At 64.9% G+C, this 18,778-nt stretch carries 14 protein-coding genes; 4 read left to right on the top strand and 10 right to left on the bottom strand.

What is annotated here, in order from left to right; genetic code table 11:
* Positions 1-183 precede the first annotated feature (183 nt).
* Both HWX07_RS14590 and dbpA read left to right on the top strand, forming a co-directional pair.
* Positions 184-381: a hypothetical protein gene (locus HWX07_RS14590; protein ID WP_006483193.1), complete on the top strand. Its 198-nt coding sequence runs from the start codon at positions 184-186 to the stop codon at positions 379-381.
* Positions 378-1,775, top strand: a complete 1,398-nt coding sequence (gene dbpA / locus HWX07_RS14585; RefSeq protein WP_175876692.1) for an ATP-dependent RNA helicase DbpA — start codon at positions 378-380, stop codon at positions 1,773-1,775. Before HWX07_RS14590 ends, dbpA begins: the two co-directional genes overlap by 4 nt.
* A gap of 50 nt (positions 1,776-1,825) precedes the next feature.
* On the opposite strand, the gene HWX07_RS14580 is transcribed toward dbpA, so the two are convergent.
* Positions 1,826-2,653 carry a PhnD/SsuA/transferrin family substrate-binding protein gene (locus HWX07_RS14580; protein WP_175876691.1) on the bottom strand — a complete coding sequence of 276 codons (828 nt, stop codon included), beginning with the start codon at positions 2,651-2,653 and terminating at the stop codon, positions 1,826-1,828.
* A 243-nt stretch (positions 2,654-2,896) separates the two neighbouring features.
* Here HWX07_RS14580 and HWX07_RS14575 point away from each other — a divergent pair, with 243 nt between their 5' ends.
* Complete coding sequence (locus tag HWX07_RS14575) at positions 2,897-3,922, top strand: fatty acid desaturase (protein ID WP_175876690.1); 1,026 nt, start codon at positions 2,897-2,899, stop codon at positions 3,920-3,922.
* Positions 3,923-4,097: 175 nt separating this feature from the next.
* Entirely contained in the window at positions 4,098-5,306 is a 1,209-nt protein-coding gene (locus HWX07_RS14570) for a benzoate/H(+) symporter BenE family transporter (protein WP_175876689.1), read from the top strand.
* 154 nt (positions 5,307-5,460) lie between these two features.
* Here the strand turns inward: HWX07_RS14570 and tssJ are convergent, their stop codons facing one another.
* The 9 genes from tssJ to HWX07_RS14525 form a co-directional block, all read right to left on the bottom strand.
* Positions 5,461-5,988, bottom strand: coding sequence for a type VI secretion system lipoprotein TssJ (tssJ, locus tag HWX07_RS14565; RefSeq protein ID WP_175876688.1), 528 nt, complete (start codon positions 5,986-5,988; stop codon positions 5,461-5,463).
* A 143-nt stretch (positions 5,989-6,131) separates the two neighbouring features.
* Positions 6,132-7,241 carry a type VI secretion system baseplate subunit TssG gene (tssG, locus tag HWX07_RS14560; protein ID WP_244129987.1) on the bottom strand — a complete coding sequence of 370 codons (1,110 nt, stop codon included), beginning with the start codon at positions 7,239-7,241 and terminating at the stop codon, positions 6,132-6,134.
* Positions 7,238-9,052: a type VI secretion system baseplate subunit TssF gene (gene tssF / locus HWX07_RS14555; protein ID WP_175876686.1), complete on the bottom strand. Its 1,815-nt coding sequence runs from the start codon at positions 9,050-9,052 to the stop codon at positions 7,238-7,240. Before tssF ends, tssG begins: the two co-directional genes overlap by 4 nt.
* A gap of 9 nt (positions 9,053-9,061) precedes the next feature.
* Complete coding sequence (gene tssA, locus HWX07_RS14550; protein WP_175876685.1) at positions 9,062-10,642, bottom strand: type VI secretion system protein TssA; 1,581 nt, start codon at positions 10,640-10,642, stop codon at positions 9,062-9,064.
* Between the two features lie 8 nt (positions 10,643-10,650).
* Positions 10,651-14,442: an ImcF-related family protein gene (locus HWX07_RS14545; RefSeq protein ID WP_175876684.1), complete on the bottom strand. Its 3,792-nt coding sequence runs from the start codon at positions 14,440-14,442 to the stop codon at positions 10,651-10,653.
* Between the two features lie 14 nt (positions 14,443-14,456).
* On the bottom strand, positions 14,457-15,674 hold the full coding sequence (locus HWX07_RS14540; protein ID WP_244129986.1) for a hypothetical protein: 1,218 nt from the start codon (positions 15,672-15,674) through the stop codon (positions 14,457-14,459).
* A 10-nt stretch (positions 15,675-15,684) separates the two neighbouring features.
* On the bottom strand, positions 15,685-15,933 hold the full coding sequence (locus tag HWX07_RS14535) for a PAAR domain-containing protein (protein WP_175876683.1): 249 nt from the start codon (positions 15,931-15,933) through the stop codon (positions 15,685-15,687).
* A 227-nt stretch (positions 15,934-16,160) separates the two neighbouring features.
* Entirely contained in the window at positions 16,161-17,486 is a 1,326-nt protein-coding gene (locus HWX07_RS14530) for a DUF6396 domain-containing protein (RefSeq protein ID WP_347879188.1), read from the bottom strand.
* Positions 17,483-18,778: a DUF6396 domain-containing protein gene (locus HWX07_RS14525; RefSeq protein ID WP_175876681.1), complete on the bottom strand. Its 1,296-nt coding sequence runs from the start codon at positions 18,776-18,778 to the stop codon at positions 17,483-17,485. Before HWX07_RS14525 ends, HWX07_RS14530 begins: the two co-directional genes overlap by 4 nt.

Here is an 18,778-nt window from a genome sequence, read left to right as displayed (position 1 = left end):
CGGAAGCACCGGCTTCCGCTAGAATTGCGGCACGCGCGACGCCGTCGCCGCCCGATCCATCATCCGCATCGACCCAACCCGAGCCACCGCCGGTGCGGCCCGCGCCCGAGCCGCGCGAGCGCCGCCCGCCGTGGCCGCGCCCGCCCGGGCGCGCCATCAACCGAATTCAGCTGGAGAAAGACCGTGTTTACCTGCCGAAACCAGAGCTGCGGCACGCAGTGGGAACAGTCCGACGTCGTCATCAAGGACGAAGGCCAGGGGCTGCTGTTCCGCTGCCCGCTGTGCGGCGCCCGCAACTATCTCGAACGCTTCGAGGACGACGAAGGCAACGTCGTCTACGAACAGATGGAAGGCCGCCCCTACCTCGGAGACCTGTCTTGACCCAACCGACCGCCACGCCGTTCAGCGCGCTGCCGCTGACGCCCGCCACGCTCGCGAACCTCGCGCAGCTCGGCTATGTCGACATGACGCCGATCCAGGCCGCGAGCCTGCCGGTCGCGCTGGCCGGCCAGGACCTGATCGCGCAGGCGAAGACGGGCAGCGGCAAGACCGCCGCGTTTTCGCTCGCGCTGCTCGCGCGCCTCGATGCGCGCAGCTTCGACGTGCAGGCGATGATCCTGTGCCCGACGCGCGAGCTCGCCGACCAGGTCGCGCAGGAAGTGCGCCGCCTCGCGCGCGCCGAGGAAAACGTGAAGGTGCTGACGCTGTGCGGCGGCACGCCGATGCGTCCGCAGGCGCAGAGCCTCGAGCACGGCGCGCACATCGTCGTCGGCACGCCGGGCCGCATCATGGATCACCTCGATCGCGGCAACCTGAAGCTCGACGCGCTGAACACGCTGGTGCTCGACGAAGCCGACCGGATGCTCGACATGGGCTTCTTCGACGACATCGCGAAGGTCGCCCGGATGTGCCCGACGACGCGCCAGACGCTGCTGTTCTCCGCGACCTATCCGGACGGCATCGCGAAGCTGAGCCAGCAGTTCCTGCGCAATCCGAAGGAAATCAAGCTCGCGGAACGCCACGACGACAGCAAGATCCGCCAGCGCTTCTATGAAGTGACCGAGGACGAGCGGCTGCATGCGGTCGGCCAGTTGCTGAACCACTACCGCCCGGTGAGCACGATCGCGTTCTGCAACACCAAGCAGCAGTGCCGCGACCTGCTCGACGTGCTGCACGCGCAGGGCTTCCACGCGCTCGCGCTGCACGGCGAGCTCGACCAGCGCGAGCGCGACCAGGTGCTGATCCAGTTCGCGAACCGCAGCTGCTCGGTGCTGGTGGCGACCGACGTCGCCGCGCGCGGGCTCGACATCGCGCAGCTCGAGGCGGTGATCAACGTCGACGTGACGCCCGACCCGGAAGTGCACGTGCACCGCATCGGCCGCACCGGCCGCGCGGATCAGGACGGCTGGGCGCTGAGCCTCGCGAGCATGGACGAGATGGGCCGCGTCGGCGCGATCGAACAGGCGCAGAAGCGCGAGGTCGAATGGCATCCGCTCGCCGAGCTGAAGCCGGCGGACGACAGCGTGCTGCTGCCGCCGATGGAAACGCTGCAGATCCTCGGCGGGCGCAAGGACAAGATACGCCCGGGCGACGTGCTCGGCGCACTGACCGGCGACGCCGGATTCGACGGCAAGCAGATCGGCAAGATCAACGTGACCGAGTTCTCGGCCTATGTCGCGATCGAGCGCGGCGTCGCGCGCGACGCGCTGCGCAAGCTCAATGCGGGGAAGATCAAGGGCAAGCGGGTCAAGGTCCGGTTGATGGACGAGGAGTAAACGGGCCGCGGCGCGGGCGGTCGCGGCACCGCCGGGCGCCGCCCCGTGCGTCACCTGAGTTCGGGATAGCCGTGCGCCGCGGCTGCCTGCTCGAACCGCGCAATCGTTTCGTAATCGGCCGGCGACAGGCGGTCGAATCCCTTCAGCCTCAGCACGCGCGCCCGTTCCACATCGACGGCAGCCGCGCGCTCGAGCGCCTCCTGCAACGCGCCGACCTGCGTATCCGCCAGCGCCGCCCGCGATGCGACGAACGGCAAGCCCGGCGCGGATGCCGTCATGCCGATCACGCGGATGTCCTTCAGCAGGTCGGGCAGCGCGTCGCGCACATACGCGAACGTCACGCAGTCGATCGCCGCGCAATCGGCCTCTCCCGAGGCCAGCGCACGCAGCACGTTCAGGTGCGAACCGAACGGCGTGACCGAGCCGAAGAACCGTCCGTCGTGCGCATGCGGCGCGACCGCGTGCCGGAATGCGTTCATCCCGCTGTGCGAATCCTCGCCGTTGAAGGCGGCCCGCAACCCGCGGCAGGCGGCGAGCGTCGTCGCCCCGCCCGCATGCACCCGCGCCGATACGACCAGCACGCTGCTGTAGCGCGCCCCGTCGCAGCCCTCCGCGTCGAAAATCGGGGTCGCAATCAATCGCACGACGTCGCGCAAGCCGAGCATCCGGTACGGGTAGCCGCAGGTCTGCGACAGCAGCAGGTCGTCGCGCCGCCACAGCGCCTGCAGATCGTCGAACGGCGCGTCGGGCAGCGCGACGTCGGCCGGCCCGCCCGCGTTCGCGAACGCATCGAGTGCATCACGCAGCAGCGCGCGCCACAGGGCGGCGTGGCGCGGCGTCACGTTGTACATCGGCAGGACTGCGATCCAGGGGTTCATGCGGGCATTCTACGCATCGACGGCCGCCCGGATGCTTATCGGCCGCCAGACGATAAGCAAATGCGAATCGATTGGTTGGCGTAGCCGCCCCGCCCCGGTACCGTTCGAAGGCCTGCCGGCGCCGCCACCGTGCGCGATGCCAGGCAAGCCGACCGTGATCCGCGAGACACCAGCGTACCCGGGCCGAGCGCCCCGGTTCCATCGCTCGTTCCCCGCACTGCCCGATCCATCCGCCTCAACGCCATGGCCGAATACTTCGACGTCGACCACGCACGTGCGATTGCCGCGCTCGACGCCCGCTTCACCGCCCGCACCGAGTGGCCGACCTGGCTGCTGGTCGTCGTCATCTACGGCGGCTGGCTCGCCGTGCTGCTGCTCGTGCGCGAAGGGCATCTGTCCCTCGCCGCCGCGACGCCGCCGCTGATCCTGCTCGGCGCGTGGCACCTGTCGCTGCAGCATGAACTGCTGCATGGCCATCCGACGCGTTCCGCGTTCGTGAACAAGCTGCTCGGCTATCCGCCGCTGACGGTCTGGTATCCGTACACGCTGTATCGCGACACGCACCTCGAGCATCACCGCGACGAAGACCTGACCGTGCCGGGCGTCGACCCCGAAACGAACTACGTGACACGTGAACGCTGGGCCCGGCTGCCGCGCTGGCGCCGGGCGCTGACGGTCGCGCGCAAGACTTTCCTCGGACGCATCGTCGTCGGGCCGCCGCTCGCCGTCGCCGCCACGTTCCGCGATGCGTTCGTCGCGTTCCGCCGCGGCGACTTCCGCTATCTGCCGATGTGGTTGACTCACGTTGCCAGCGTGGCCGCGCTGCTCGCGTGGCTGCAATGGGCGATCGGCGTGCCGTGGTGGTACTACCTGCTGGCCGTCACGTGGCCCGCACTGTCGCTCGCGATGATCCGCTCGCTGTACGAGCATCGCGCCGCGCCGCATCCGAAGGCGCGCATCACGATCAACGAAGCCGGCTTCGCGATGCGGCTGCTGTACCTGAACAACAACTATCACCTCGTCCATCACGACCTGCCGAAGCTGCCGTGGTACGACCTGCCGCACGCATACCGGATGCGGCGCGACGCGTATGCGCAAAAATGCGGCGGCTTCGTGATCCGTGGCGGATATCGCGAACTGCTCGCGCGCCATGCGTGGACGCCGACCGATCCGCCCGTGCATCCGTTCGACGAGGGCACGGCGTCACTGTCGACGGGCAGCGGGATCAAGGTGGCGGTGGTCGACAGGGTGTTGCAGATCAGTACCTGACGTCAGAAGTTTCCGCGTTTCGGCACCGATCCTTACGAAAAGCCGACGACGCCGATCGTCGCCCGCGAATTGCCAATTGCGTCGGCAATGCCCAGAATGGCCGCTCCTCCGGGGTTTCCGATCATCATTCGCCCCGGCTCCGCCGCACGGCCGCGCGCCGCATTCCCCGACGACGATGCAACCGAACACCCCACCCGGCGCGATCCGCACGATCGGCAACGACTGGTCCGTTTCCGCGATCACCGCAGGTTTTCTCGCGGTCCTGATTTCGTATGCGGGCCCGCTCGCGATCTTCTTCCAGGCTTCGCAGGCCGCGCATGCGTCCAACGACATGGTGTCGTCGTGGGTCTGGGCGATCTCGATCGGCGCGGGTGTCTCGGGCCTGTTCGCCAGCTGGAAGCTGAAGGTGCCCGTCGTCACCGCGTGGTCGGCGCCCGGCACCGCGCTACTCGTCGGCCTGTTTCCGCAACTGACGCTCAACCAGGCCGTCGGCGCGTACCTCACGGCTGGGCTGATCATCCTGGCGATCGGCGTGTCCGGCTATTTCGACCGCCTCGTGCGCCACATTCCACGCGGCATCGCCTGCGGCATGATGGCCGGCATCCTGCTGCCGTTCGGCATGCATGCGTTCTCCGCCGCGACCGCGCAGCCGGTGCTCGGTTTCGGGATGATCGCGGCGTACGTGATCTTCCGGCGCCTGCTGCCGCGCTACAGCATCGTGCTCGTGCTGCTGACGGGCGCCGCGCTCGCGACGCTGCTCGGGATGACGCATCTCGGCAACGTGTCGCCGAGCCTCGCGCGGCCGATCTTCATCGCGCCCGAATGGACGGTCGGCACGACGCTCAGCCTCGCGCTGCCGCTCGTCGTCGTCAGCCTCACCGGGCAGTTCCTGCCGGGGATGACGATCCTGCGCGTGTCCGGCTATCACACGCCGGCGCGCCCGATCATTACCGCGACCAGCGTGATGTCGCTGGTGGTCGCCTGCTTCGGCGGAATCACGATCGTCGTCGCGGCGATCACCGCGGCGCTCTGCACCGGCAAGGACGCGCACGAGGATCCGGACCGGCGCTACGTCGCCGGGCTCGCGAACGGTGTGTTCTACCTGATCGGCGGGCTGTTCGCGGGGACGATCGTCACGGTGTTCTTCGCGCTGCCGAAGGCGTTCGTCGCGATCCTGGCGGGGCTCGCGCTGATCGGCGCGATCAGCGCGAACGTGCACGGGATCTTCGAGGACGAGAACCATCGCGAAGCATCGATGATCACGTTTCTTGCGACCGCGTCGGGAATGACGTGGCTCGGGCTCGGGTCGGCGTTCTGGGGGATCGTGATCGGGTCGGTGGCGTATGGGGTGTTGAACAGGGTGCGGGGGCGTCGGGGGGATTGAGCGCGTGCATGACGCCGTCCTCGAACACTCGGTGCAATGCCTTCCCGGCCACGGGTTCGTCGGCCCTCGCGATTCGGTTCATCGAATGCGCGGGTCGGGTCAGGTAACGTCCTTTGCATCTCAAGGATCGTCATGAAGCCCCGCCAGTCAGGCACTACCTCGATGTGTTGCGAATAGCGCCGCTGCCCAATAGAAGCTGGTCGACAAGCTCGAGTTTCAACGGCTTGTCCGCGTCGAGCTGCTTCTTTTCGATCACGTACTTCCACCCGTCGCCGTTGCCCGGGTTGCGATAGAACGCCACCACCGCAACGTACTTCGTATCGACCTGCATCGGCTGCGTAAGACTTGCCGACGCCCCCGGATTCAACACCGCGGCAAGGTTGGCCTGCAGGTCCTGTGCAAGCACCGTCCGGTCATTCTTCAGCAAATCCTCGTAGGACGCACCATCGAACATCTTGCGGTCCTTCAACTGATACACACGCACCGCGACCGATGTCGCGCGGCCGGCGTCATCGGGGTTCAGTGCCTCCCGGGCGGACAGATCGACGTTGAGCACCTTGACCTGCTTGAAGAACACCGCGCGATACGCGCTCGACGAGGCGTCCGAGACGGACTGCCAGGCGCCGCATGCAGACAACAGCAGAACGGACAAGACGGTTGAAACAGCGAAACGGATGGACATTGGTCTTCCTCGGCAATGCATGGTGCGGATCATGAGCGTATTGGGATCAAGCGTTGTCGGCCAGACGGAAAACGCAAGCCGATAGCATCAAAACGGATGCAACGGCTGACGTGGAAAATCTGAAGATCGTGCGTCATTCCTGATCAAGCATGCGATGCGGTCAGGTATGGATTCGGCGCCGTCGCGGGAAACGCTTCGTAGACGCCGAGCGCAATATTGACGATTCGCTCCTCGTCCGCGGGCAGCACGATAGTCCAGCCGAGCCGGGGTACCGGCCCGGCATTTCCCGGCCCGATCGCCGGCTCCGGCGTATATCGCGATGACACCTCCATACGCAGGTGTACGTCTGCCTTGACACCGACATATAACTGCACGAAGGCCATCAAATCGCGATGCAGCCTCTCACCCGGCAAGAGGTCCTGCGCCTGCCGAGCATCGGCCGGGCGCAACGTCACCCGTACCGCCCGGCTTCGATACGCCATCCGCTTTCCCAATACGTAACCTCCGCCCAGCCCGTTACGTTGACTGGTTCCCGATTTCCCGGCAGCACGCCCGGCTCCAGTCAGCGGCCGCGGCCGCCCCGTCGACGTGACGACCGGCCAGAATTCGTCGACCCGAACCTCGACGCGCGGAATAGCCAGTGCAATGGCGCCTGCCAGCCCCTCCGGCGTGCGCGTGCGCTGAATCAGGAGCCCCAGCAGTGCCAGCATCCGCGAATCGGGCAGGCCGGCGCGCTGCGGCTTGTCGCCCCAGCCGAACCCGGCCAGACACAACAGGTTGCGCGAATGCGCGTCGATGCCGCCAGGCCTGAAATGCTCGGGATAGCGATACTTCCGCCACGCGCGATACAGCAACGTGACATACCGGTGATTGAACTGGTCGAGAAACGCCTCGACCGCCTCGTGTCCTTCCTCGCGCAGCACGATCGCGTCGATCAGGTGCGACGGCATCACCGCATCGACGCCGTACAGCCCCATGAAAGTCGTGCGCACGGTCGGCCGTGAACCCGGCCCGAAGGTATCCGATCCATCGTCAAATTCGACTGATGCAACTTCGCTCGCCGGAAAACCCATCCGCGGCCGCGGCCGGAAGCGCACCGGCTCATGCTCGAGCATGTCCTGTGTACCGAACCCGGGCTGATCGGGAAAACGCACCTCGAGCAACCGGCAAAGCTGCATGAAGTTCATTCGCGGTGCACGTGCCAGGAGCGAGGCGACCAGCGGATCGAGATTCGGGAAGTCGTGCAGTTTCATAACGGCGCCCGCTCGGCCTTGCTGCGTGGCCATTCGATCCGGGCCTGAGACGGCAGGCTGACGATCGCCAGCTTCGTGAACAGGTTGATGTCCGCGTAGAGCGCGAAGAACCGATGCAGCAGTTCGCCGAACAGCATCACGTCACCGTCCCCGGCGAACGCATGGCTGTCGAGCGTGACCTCGATCAGCACGCCCCGCTCGACCGCGCCGCCCGACACCTCCTCGAGCAGCGCCTGTGACACCCACAGGATGCCCGCGAGCCGTCGACGGTTCAGTTCGTCGTCCGTCCAGTCATAGAGCGCGAGCGCCCCGCGCAGCACTTCCGCGTTCATCATCGACAGGAAGTTCGGCGCCAGGTGCGACAGCACCCGCCACTGGAACCGGTCTTCCGTCGGCGGATACAGCGGTAGTGTCGGCGAGACGAGATTGCGCACGCCGGTGACGTTCTGTGAACTGGTCGCGAGTTCGTCGAGACTCGCTTCCCGCAGCCCCTTGCGCGGCAGCAACCCGTTCGTGCCCGTCACGCGCAACGACAGGCTTTCCTCGGGCAGCACCTCCATGGTTTCCCATGCGTGACCACCGAGCACCACCCACGTTTCGTGCAGCCCCGCCACGCCCGAGCGCACGCGCGAATGGAAATATCGTTCCGGTGCCTCGTGGCGCAGCATGCCGCCACGATGGCGGAACGTCGCAAAGGGCACGTATTCATATCGCTCGGCCGTTTCGTGGTCGAACGCCTCGATCGCGTCGACGGAATACGTTTCGACATGCTCGCCTTGATGCCCCGCCGGCACCACGCGATATTCGGTTTCGTGATGATCGATCTCGATCGGCTCGGCATCCAGCTCGAACAGGTTGATCACGGGCGAGCAGAATAGCCGCACGTTTTCCGCACTGAAGCGCTGGTCCGACGGATAGGCCTGCGTCAGTACGATCTCCAGCTCGAACCGGGTGGTACGCTCGGGCAGCGTCGTGACGTCCAGTCCGCAAAGATCCACGAACAGGAATTTCTCGCGGAACGAGAAGTATTCGAGCAGCAACTGATAGCCGGAGAAAGCCGCATCGGCCTTCGGCCACAGTCGTTCCTCGGCCGAGAAGCCGGCCGGTTCGATCGTGACGCCGGCGAGCGGCATCGCCTCGCCGTCGCGGATCTCCGGAATGCGCAACTGGATCGTGTCGACCTGGCGCGTGAGCGCGAGATGCATCGTGAACGCCGTCGGCAGATCCGCATTCAGGTACAGGCGCAACCGGGACAGATCCGTTTCCATCCGGCGGGCCGACCCGCCGAGCGAGAAGCCGAGCCGGATTACTGAGCGGCCGTCGTGGCGCACGGTCGGCCCGGCATGCGTCACCGAGAGGGGTTGCAGCGTGACCGCTTGCGTGGTCCTGTAAATGCATTGCACGGCCTTCGGCGATACACCTTCCGCGCCAGCGGGCGGCGGTACGGCGATCGGCGCGGAGCGCACCGATACACCTGCCGGCACGACTTCGGTCTTCTGAAGCTTTTCCAACAGCGGGACGAGTTCCACAACCGACAACGACGGGATCATGCGCAAGTAGTGCGGCCATAGCAGGCTGACCAACCCTTCCGTCAGCTCCGGCAACTCGTCGTCGAGCTTCTGCCGAAGACGCCCGGTCAGGAATGCGAAACCCTCGAACAGCCGCTCGACGTACGGATCACGATCGCCGACACGGTCGAGGTTGAGCAGCCGTGCGCGATCGGGATGCGCCTTCGCGAATTCCTTGCCGGATTCGCGCAAATAGCGCATTTCCGCTTCGTAGTAGCGCAGGATCGGATCGTCGTTTGCCATGGATTCTCGTTACGAAAGAGTCAGCGCTCGAGCCGGGTCGAGCACGGTAAGTTCCGCCTGCAGTTCGCCGATGCGGCGCGCGAGCGTCGGTTTGTCGGCATCCTTGCGGTTGCTCGTCGCTTTCAACGCTCGGACGAGTTGCTGCTTGACCTCGAACGCCAGCGCGGGCTCCCAGCGCATCACCGGCAGCGAGCGTGACGACGTGTCGAGCTCGACCAGCAACGCGAGGGCCGTATCGGGTCGACCGGCATGATCGGCCAGGCGCGCCATCACGAGCCGCTGCAAGAAGCGGTGACGCTCGGTCTTCATGCCGGGCAGCGCATCGAGCCATGCGAACGCGGCCTCGACACCGTCGCGCGCGACCAGCTCGCGCGCCTGCGCCTCGATCTCGGGCCAGTCGCCCGCATCGCCTTCGCTATCCGCCGACACCGGCAGCGGCGCAACGGTCTCGCCCGCTTCGAGGTCGCGCACGACCGCGTGCCGGGCGATCCACTCGAGCGTCGTGTCGTCGGAGAATGGCGTGCCGTCGCTGAACGAAATCCGCTCGATGCCCGGCAATCGCGCGAGGAACAACGCAAAATCCGTGCGCAGCACTTCGCTCCACGCGTGGTAAGGCGCGCCAACGTGATCGAGCGCGACGTGCTGGAAGTACTGCAGGTCGAACCACAGGTGATTCACGCCTTCCATGAACGCCCCTTCGACGCGTTCGAGCAGTTCGTGCCACTGCTTCTGCAGCACCAGCCGCTTCAACTGCTGGCGCAACTCGGCGCGTGGCGGCGTCAGACGCGTGTGCGACGCGGTATCCGACGGCGGCACGTCGTGCAAGGTGTCCCACCGAACGCTGCGCGCGATACGCACCGACGGCAAATAGCCGTTTTCCTGATCGCGCAGCCATGCCGACATCGCCCGGGCATGATCGAGCAGGTCGCGCGCCGATGCGATCGATCCGCTCGATACGCTTGTCGAAGCAGGCGTCTGTGGCATCGCCAAATCCGGGCTCACGTTGCGAACCGGTTCATCCTTGTTCCCGAAGCGGGCAACAAGCGGATGCAGGTTCGGGCGGGCGGCGTCGGACCACGTACCGGTGCGGGTGACGAGTACCTCGAGCGCCGCAATCGCGCGCTCGAGATCCGCGGGCGCAAAGTCGCCGCGGCTGTCCAGCGTTTCGATCATTCGCGCGGTCGACAGCATTTCCAGCGCCGCACGCTTTGCCTCGGCCCGCGCGGGTAGCAGAGTCTCGCCGAACCGGTCGACCAGCGAAGCGGCCAGCTCGAGTCCATCGGCGAACCCGGCCGGACCATCCTGACGCAGCCGCGCAAACGCGTAGTAACCGACCAGACGCAGATCCTTTCCGGTTTCCTTGAGAAGCTGTTCGCACGCACGGGTAATCAGCCCGTCATCGATGCCCGACAGCTTGGTCGCTTCGTCCTTCAGTTCGAAGAATGCATCCTCGTAGCCGGGATCGCGGCCATACGCGTGCTCCCCCGGTATCGGCACCAGCCATGCCGCCCAGGTATGCCGGCGCGCTTCATGCAGCAAATCGATGCGTGGACCGCCGATGAGTGTCTTAACAAAATTGGCAAGCGTCATGGCAGGTCTCAAAACGCAAATGCGTCGCCCAGCAAACGGAGGGCATGTCCGAACGGTTTGGGGGAGGCGTCCGAGGGCATCGAAGTCGTCGCCAGCGACGACACCGTCATCCCCGGATTGGCCTTGGGCGACTTCATCCCGGACGTAGCCGGCTGCGCGTCGGCTCGGGCCGCTTCCGCAGTAGCGGTTCGACGAGACGCGGGCGCCGGTTCCGGCGCCGCCGGCATTGGTGCGTCCTGCCACGACATCGCCCCCGGAAACCCCGGCGGCAACGGCACGGCGGCATGCTTTGCCGCGGCGATCGCCGCAGCCGGCAACGGCGGCGGACTGGCTGTCGACAGCCTCGGCCCGGTACCCGCCGCCCCGGTCACGAATATCCGTGCCGGCAGCGCAAAGTTGCGCAACTGGAGTACGTCGAGCGGCCCGGCGCCCGCCTCGCTGCGCAATTGCACCTTCAGCGGAATGCCCTGGCTCGTGTCCGGCATCCAGGTCAGCAAGTAACGCGCGTTGTCCTGCTGCGCGATCTTCGCACGCTCCAGCAGCCGGATCAGGCTGAAGCGCCCCTGCGAGTCGAGCGCCGTGCGCAATCCGCCCTGCTCGGTCTGCCATTCGATGTGCGACAGGTTCTCGAGCGACTGGCCCGGCCACTCGAACGGCACCCATTCCTGCTTCTGGTTGAAGTAGCGCAGTTCGCGCCCGGACAGCACGAACTTCATGCCGGTGACGCCCGGCGTCGGTACGGCCTGAAGTTCGTACCGGACACGCGCGTCTCCGGACGGGAACAGCACGGTCGAAATCCGCGTGAGCTTGTTCAAGCTGCTCAGGAAGACCGGATCGATCGTGAGCGCACCCTGGTCGGCGCCTTGCGCGACGACCCACCGATCGCCCTGCCGCTCGATCACGCCGGCAAGCTGCGTGGCAACGAACTGCGCGATCACGCCATGGTCGGGCCGCATGAAGCGCGCCATCTCGGGCAGCGACGCGTCGTTGTCGGCGTCCGAGAACGGATATCGGCCACCGAACGACTTGTTCCAGTCGGCCAGGATTGCCGTCCGCCAGATTTCGTTCAGGCTCGCCGCGGCCGGCTGCACGACGACTTGCCACGCCTGATCGAACGGCGCACGAAACAGCGCACCGAAGCCGGCCCACTGTTCGCCCAGGCTCGCGGCTACGCGGCTCGCATAGTCGCGGCTGTCCGAAATATCGGACGTCTTGCCCTGCAGGACCGACTGAGCGGCCAGCCGAGCAATCGCGTCCGGATCGGCGCCGGAGACGATCTGCGATGCCTTCAGGCGCATCGCCGTGACCCGCTCGAGGTAGCGTGCGAGACTGAGGTCGCCGGTCGCGGCCAGTTGCGTGGCGGCCTTATCGTTGGCCGGTGCGCCGGACACCAGATCGCTGCCGGTCAGGCGCAGGATCGGGCCGAAAGCCGCGGCAAGCGGCGCAAGCTGCGGTTGAGCCTGCTTCGACGGGTCCTTTTCATCGGTGCCGACCAGTTGTTGCGCCTTGTTGATCAGGCTCTCGGAGAGTGACTGCGCGCTCGCGCCGGTGCCCGCCTGGTAGACGATCGCGTTCGTCAGCGCGACGAGCGGCGAGCGTTGCGAGTCGCCCAAGAGCGTCAACTGGTCGGCCGTGGCCGACAGCGTTGGCGCGGATTGCCAGCGCAAGCTGTTGAGGAACAGCGCCCATGCGCGCGCGTAGTCGTCGAAGTAGCGCTGGCGCAGTTCGGCTTTCAATGTCGGCGGAGGGTGGCGGCTGTCCTTGTTGTCGGTTGCCCCAACGGCGTTTCCTTCAGGGCGCAACACCCAGTCGCCGGACACGTCGCGCTTCGCGCTTGCGTCGTCGATGGCCTTCGAGATGCGCTCCTCCCATGCCGAACGCGTGAAAACGCCGGGGATGGTCGCGGTCGTATTGAACAGGCCTCGGCTGGTCGTGTCACCGAGCAGCGTCGCGAGAGAAACCGGCGGATATTTCGGCGCCGCTTCGTCGACGATCTGCTGGTAGAGCGCGTCCGTCGAATTCTGGATGCCCCGCACACCGATCACCGTTTGGCGGGCTGATGCAATCAGGTTGCCGTCCGGCGTGATTGCGAACGGGGATGCATTGGATGCGGGAGCGCGGCCGAGATGGTTGGCGAAGAACGCGATAGCGTGCAGACGCAGGTCTTCCCAGGCGCCCGGCGACAAGGATGAGTTGGACGGACGTGCAGGCACGGCTGTCGCGGCAAGCTGGGGCGTCAGAAAAGCAGCCACGGCGCGCTCCGGCTTCGCAAGCATCAGGTAGGCCTTGAGCGTGTCGTAGGCGGCCTGGGTCTGCGCGTCGCCGCCGTCGGCAATCTGAGCGTCGGACAGCGATGCGAGCTGTTGCAGGCGCGCTTCGAGCTTCTGGCGAATCGGGGCGATGAGGATGCGGTTAGCCGCGCCGGCGTAGCTCGGCCACAACGCGTCGAGGAGTGCGCTGTCGCGATTCAGGCCGAATCGCGACGTCCATGGCGCGCCTTCGCGCTGATGGACTTCGAGCGTGTCGATCTGTTGGCCCAACGTGTTCAGGGCTTGCAACGCCTGTGTGCGGTCCTGAATCGTGGAGAGATTAGCGATCGTGTCCGCGGTGCGCTGGATCGTTGCGCGGTTGACGAAGCCGGACAGCATCGTGCCGGCGATCCAGCAGCCGATCAGGCCGGTTGTTAGCCACGCGGCCGCGGTCGACAACGAGAAGCCCACGCGGCGGCCGTGGACCTTGCGACTGTGCTCGGCGACGGTTTGCCAGATCGTGCGGTGTGGCGGGTCGACGGGCGAGCCTTCATCGTTCGCGCTGGCCGGTGCCTGCGGCGGTGCGAGTTCTTGTTCCTTGAATAGCGGTGCGAACAGAAGGCCGTGGACCGCGTGCCGCCAGATGCGTGATTGGGAGGTTTGTCGCACCAGACCAGATAGCGCACTTCCGAGATTCGAAATGTGCTGCGACAGCTCAGCTGGGTAGCGGTCGCCTGCATCCTTCGTGAGGCGCACGACACCGGCATCCGCCAGATTGTCAGTCAGGTCTTGCAGCGACGCGTCGATCGCATCCGAGCTGACGCGCGCGTTGGCCCAGGTGAAGCCGATCGCCTCGTCGGGACTCGACGCTTCGCTGCCGAAATCCGTCACATTGAGCAGATAGGCCGGCGCGGCCCAGCGGAGCGCACGCGCGTGGCGTGCGAGCCGTTGCGACAGATTGTCGGTGTCGAATGGGGTATCGACGGAACTGCAGTTACGTGTGACTGCCACGATTGCATCGACCGGACGACGAGGGCGCAGGCGGCGGATCTCGTCGAGCCATGCGGTATCGAGGGTATCGCGAAATTGCTTTGCGTAGAGCAGGACCGCACCGCCAACAATCAGATACCCGGCGTCGACGAGTCCCGGCGCCAGGCGCTTGACGAGCGGGACGTCGCCGGCAATCAGAACCCATCGCGCGCGATAACGCCAGCGCCGGCCATGCCGGTTGCGCAGCGCCTCGCAAAGAGTCGCACCACGGTATGCATTGAGATCTACCACATCCTTATTCTGCGGCGCACCAACCCGTGCCATCGGATCGCGGTCGTACCTGCTCGCCGATCGGCTGGAAGTGTGCCGAGCGACCACCCCCCAGGCACCGATCACAAGGGGATGTAGCGCCAGAAGAACAAAGCCGCTCGCAATGACGACGCAGACACGGAACCAAGGCGACGGATGAATATCGCCTCCCTTGAAGTACGCCAGAATCGCCAGGAACGCGGTGACGGCTGGTACGAGAATCCAGTAACCCAGAATCTTGCGAACGATCATGTGTGATACACCATCTAGTTTGTGCGGGGAACACGGGCGACCGCGAACCGCAGCGTCTGCTCATGCCACGCCATGAGTTGAGGCGTGCCGGTGTGCACCGCATGTTCAATCCCGAATGCAATGTCGAGCCATCCCCCGCACACGCCGGGATGGCCGATTGCCAGATCGACGTCGTGCACACCCGACAGTCCGGCTGTTTGCGAAATGCCAAACTTCATATCCGACGCGGCTTGAAGCAACGCCCGCTTGTCCGTAGTGGACAATCCTGCCTGCCACAGATCGCTAATCTCGTTCGCAGTCGTTTCCCCCCACAGCAATGCGTTGGACAGGGCGGTGTCCGGACCTGACGCGCCGGTTTCGACCGGTCGATGAAGCAACGCGCGCGTCTCCAGACCATATCGTTCAGCAAGCGGCGCCCACGCAAGCAGCATGCCGACCGCGGCTTCGGCGCTCGACGGTGTCGGCTCGTCGTGCAGTTGCACGGAAACCAATAACGTCGCGCGCTCGAGAGCAGGACCGCCGCAGATATCCAGCCATTCATCAAGAAACATTGCGCCCTGCTCAACACCCAGCAGTTCAGCTGACACAGGCCGAGCGTTCTTGGCAGCCCAACACGATTGCCACGTCTGGAGAAGATCCTTCCGATCGACATCATCAGGCAGTTGCAAACGGACAATGAGCGGTACCTCGTTCGGTACGGCCGTCACCGCATCCGACAATTTGTCCAGCAACGCGTTGAAACATGTCCGATAGCGTCCGGGCGCTTCCGGGTCTTCAGTCAGTTCCAATGCGGTGTGGCGGATTGCATCAATACCTGCGAGGGTTGTCCGGGCGCTTAACGCAAGCTCGCTCCCCGCTATCTGGCGAGCGACATCCGCACGGCCCGGCGCGGTCACATACGCATAGTCCAGGACTGCGAGCGGCTCGCGTGCGAACCGCAGCCTTTTCTCCCGATCGACGGCGCGTACTTCGCGTTCGGCTTGACGTCGCTGGCGCGCCTGGTCGTAGTAGTGCAGCCGCAGCCCAAACATCGCGCACCACGTCAACGCAGGCAGTCCAAGCAAACGCACCCAAAACCACACGGTATCGGTAGGTTCACCGTTCGGCCACGTCAACAGGGCCATCGCTACGCCGACAACCATCACCACAACAAACAGAATCATCCACACGATTGGGTGCGGCGCTTTCGGTTCCGCACCGGGTGGGTCGAGTTCCGGAAGCTCTACTGGCATGATTGTTCTTTCACACCAGGCTCGAAAGCAGCCGGCATCCGCACATCGCGCGATAGCCATGTCGCGCGACCGGTACGCCGTCATCCAGCATGGTCTCGTCGCCTTCGATAATGAGATTGGGACGGATATCGTGCTTCGGGCACGTCACCTCGTCACCTTTGCGCGCCACGTACCTGCCGTCGAAGCACATCGACGTTGACGCCGTAATGACGGCTCCACCGTGGTCGGTGGCATCGCCAAGACGAATGAGATCGATCATGACTTGAGTATTCCTTAAGTGAGAGAAACGCGCGAAGCGCCGCTGCATTCCGGTGGTCCACGCGACACTCGGCGCGCTCGCGCGGCAGGAATCGCGAGACCGACATGCAAACCGACATGCGCGGCGAAAGCGGGAAGGTGTTCGAATTCGAATGTGTGGAGAAGCTTGCCAGCCCACGCAGGGTGATCAGCGCTCGTCCATTGCGCAACCAAATCGATCTCGCGTCATTACGCCGTGTCCTCGTAGGCAACCAGTTTCCACACGACCTCCGTCGTCAAGCGACGCTCGCCCATCACGCGATCGAGCCAGGCCAGCGCACGCGGCTCGTAGAAGTCAATCATCGGCAACACCTCGCCCTTCTCGAAAGTCCGGGTCGTCTCGGCCTGAAGACCCGGCCGAAGCTGCGCACACCACACCCCGCCTTCGGGGCAGCGCATCCCGGTTCGCGCCGTGGGGCCTAGCGGCAGTCGAGCGACAACATCACTCGGCGCTGCTGTCTGCGAAGTCTGAGCGTCGGCCGATAACGGCCAACCGGTTGCTGGATCCAGGTGCTTTTCCTTGGCCAATCGGTCGATCAGTTCTTCTGATGGCTTGGGCGGTACCTGAGCACGTTGCTTTTCCCATTCGAAGGTGCCGTCCCAGGGCGGAAGCTTTGCCGGTGGCAGCGGCACGATCTGGTCAACGTCCGGCACTTTCGGGTTCGCCAGTGTGTTGTTGTCCAGAAACTCACCGATCAGCTGATAGCGGCGCGAGCGCTCGGGATCTTTGGGCACCTCGAGCGCGAATCGCTTATCTACTGATTCGGGCGCACGGAAGGCTTCCTCAAGACTCATGGCGGCCCCACTGCCCCCTGCGGCCACCCCTTTTTGATAGGAGAGCAGCGCGCCATGGGAATCGCCGCGGCCCGCGAGATTAATTGCCAACTCGTAAGCTGCACGCCCATGTCCTTGATCGGCCGCACACCGGCGCATCTGTCGCGCGATATCCGGCGCTCGGTCATGAGGCGCCAGTAATCCGGCGACGTAATACTGGGCATCGGGATTGCCGAGGTCGGCCGCCTTCCGGATGTACTTCAGCGCCAGTTCCTGGTTCTGCTTCAATCCATACCCGGACTTCAGGTAGTAGCCGATGTCGTAGTAACCCATCGGCACCCCCTGATTAACCAGTTGGCTTGCCCACTCGAGTGCCTCGTGCGCCGCATTCGGGGAACTGGACAGCCCCTGCGACACTAATTGCTGCGCGTTGTGATTTGCCTTGTAATGGCCATGCGCGGCGGCGATCCGGAAATAGCGCGCGACCTCGTCAAAGTTCTTCGGACCGTCGCGCGTTTGCAGGTAGCGACCGTAGCGAAACAACGCCTCCGCATCCGGATCGATGGCCGGCAGCCGGTCTGCTTCGTGGCTACAAGTGAACGCCAGATTGGCCCGCACATCGGCAAGCTCGGGCCGCATCAACGAGGAATCCGCCTTCGAGCACGCGCTTAGCCCAGCGAGTAGCAGTAACCCGAGCAGCATCTTGTTAGCGGCGTGCCCGTACCGAATGAGCGCGATCACGCCTTGTCCTCGTAAGCAACCAGTTTCCACACGACCTCCGTCGTCAAGCGACGCTCGCCCAATACCCGGTCGAGCCAAGCCAGTGCACGCGGCTCGTAGAAGTCAATCATCGGCAACACGTCGCCCTTCTCGAAAGTCCGGGTCGTCTCGGCCTGAAGACCCGGCCGAAGCTGCGCACACCAGACCCCGCCTTCGGGGCAGCGCATACCGGTTCGTGCCGTCGAGCCCAGCGGCAGTCGAGCGACAACATCCCCCGGGGCCACTGTCTGCGAAGTTTGAGCGTCGGCCGATAGTGGCCACCCGGTTGCGGGATCCAGGTGCTTTTCCTTTGCCAATCGGTCGATCAGTTCTTCCGACGGCTTGGGCGGCACCTGAGCACGTTGCTTTTCCCACTCGAAGGTGCCGTCCCACGGCGGAAGCTTCGCTGGCGGCAGCGGGACGATCTGATCAACGTCCGGCACTTTCGGGTTGGCCAGTGTGTTGTTGTCCAGAAACTCACCGATCAGCTGATAGCGACGCGAGCGCTCAGGATCTTCTGGCACGTCGAGCGCGAATCGCTTATCTACCGATTCAGGCGCAAGGAACGCGCGCTCAAGATTCATGGCTGTCCCACTGACCCCTGCCGCCACCCCCTTCTGATACGCTAGCACTGCGTCGTGGGACCTCCCTATATACGATAGGTGAATCGCTAACTCGTAAGCAGCGCGGCCGTGCCCTTGATCAGCGGCACACTGGCGCATCTGTCGAGCGATATCGGGCGCCTTGTCGTGAGGCGCCAATAATTTGGCGACGTAATACTGGGCGTCGGGATTACCCAGGTCGGCCGCCTTCCGGATGTACTTCAGTGCTAGTTCCGTGTTCTGCTTCAGTCCATACCCGGACTTCAGGTAGTAGCCGATGTCGTAGTAGCCCGTCGGAATCCCCTGATTAACCAGTTGGCTTGCCCATTCGACCGCCTCGTTCGCCGCGTTCGGAGAACTGGCAAGCCCCTGCGACACCAGTTGCTGCACGTTGTGGTTCGCCTTGTAATGACCATGCGCCGCAGCGATCCGGAAGTAGCGTGCCACCTCATCGAAGTTCTTCGGGCCATCGCGCGTTTGCAGATAGCGGCCGTAGCGGAACAACGCCTCCGCGTCCGGGTCCAGAGCAGGCAGCCGATCCGCTTCGTGGGTGCAGGTGAACGCCAGGTTGGCGCGTACATTGGCAAGATCAGATGATCCAGGCAAAGCGCTCTCCTTCGAGCAGGCGGATAAACTGGCAATGGCCAGACAGATTGAAATGAGGATGCGCAT

Origin of the sequence: Burkholderia sp. BCC0097 (assembly GCF_902832985.1) — a bacterium.
Classification (GTDB): Bacteria; Pseudomonadota; Gammaproteobacteria; order Burkholderiales; family Burkholderiaceae; genus Burkholderia; species Burkholderia orbicola.
Note: the sequence above shows the minus strand (reverse complement) of the source record. Positions and strands in the feature narration are given on the sequence as shown.